At 45.3% G+C, this 236-nt stretch carries 1 pseudogene; it reads right to left on the bottom strand.

Annotated elements, in window-relative coordinates:
- Window positions 1–236: pseudogene (locus ED312_RS23855) on the bottom strand (hypothetical protein); the annotation flags it as partial.

The raw sequence follows: 236 nt of genomic DNA, 5'->3' as shown, positions 1-236 counted from the left end.
CATCGCCGTTCTCATTCGTATAGGTAAAAGTACCGTCCTGGTTGTCGACCAGAGTAGTCACAGTCTCATTGGCTTGTACCAATTCCTCAAAGTTGATTACCTGGGTATCCCCATTCTCATCAAGATAAGTAAACTGGTTGCCGTCGTAATACACATTACCGCCGATATTCTTGATCAGGTTTTCGATAGCTGTGAAGATATCGCCTTCGTTGGCGATGTTCTCTACGACACTGCTG

It is taken from the genome of Sinomicrobium pectinilyticum (assembly GCF_003725735.1).
GTDB lineage: Bacteria > Bacteroidota > Bacteroidia > Flavobacteriales > Flavobacteriaceae > Sinomicrobium > Sinomicrobium pectinilyticum.
Note: the sequence above shows the minus strand (reverse complement) of the source record. Positions and strands in the feature narration are given on the sequence as shown.